This is a genomic window from Psychrobacter sp. ANT_H3 (genome assembly GCF_027919975.1).
Classification (GTDB): Bacteria; Pseudomonadota; Gammaproteobacteria; order Pseudomonadales; family Moraxellaceae; genus Psychrobacter; species Psychrobacter maritimus.
Window position 1 is genome coordinate 1 of record NZ_JAQISM010000058.1, and the last position, 671, is coordinate 671.

Annotated in this window: 1 protein-coding gene; it reads left to right on the forward strand. The window is 42.6% G+C overall.

The window, feature by feature from the left end; genetic code table 11:
- Positions 1-108: 108 nt before the first annotated feature.
- On the forward strand, positions 109-671 hold a 563-nt coding region (locus PG901_RS13600; RefSeq protein WP_271134703.1), incomplete at its 3' end, for an IS982 family transposase.

Here is a 671-nt window from a genome sequence, read left to right on the forward strand (position 1 = left end):
TTTTATAACCCCAGTTCGGGATAAGGGCTCAAAAAAAAGATAAAAAAAGAAGTCCGAAGTTGTTAAAGTGAGTTTACCAAGACAAACTTCACAACAAGGACTTCTTACATGGACAACCTAACCGAACTATACTGCCATATTGACGACTTTTATCAGCAATTCAAACCTGAGTTTGACGCTCATTTAATCGCAACGAAACACCAAAGGTTAAGAGCATGCCAGATAAGTGTAGCAGAGATTATGACTGTCTTGGTACTGTTTCATCAACTGCGTTATCGACAGTTTAAGGCATTTTACTACCATCACATGCTTGGCATGATGAAACGGGAGTTTCCAAATCTGCCGAGCTACTCGCGATTTATAGAGCTAGTGCCGCGCAGTATCATGCCACTGTGCAGCTACTTGCAAAGCATAATGGGCGACTGTACGGGTATCAGCTATATTGATTCAACCAAGATAGCAGTTTGTCATAACAAGCGTATCTACCGTCACAAAGTCTTTGAAGGACTTGCAACCCGAGGCAAAAGTAGCATGGGCTGGTTCTATGGCTTTAAGCTGCATGCCATTATCAATCATAAGGGCGAGCTTGTATCTGTTAAAGTCACTGCGGGTAATACCGATGACAGAGTGCCTGTTAAGGATATGGCAACGTCTGTGTTTGGCAAGGTGTT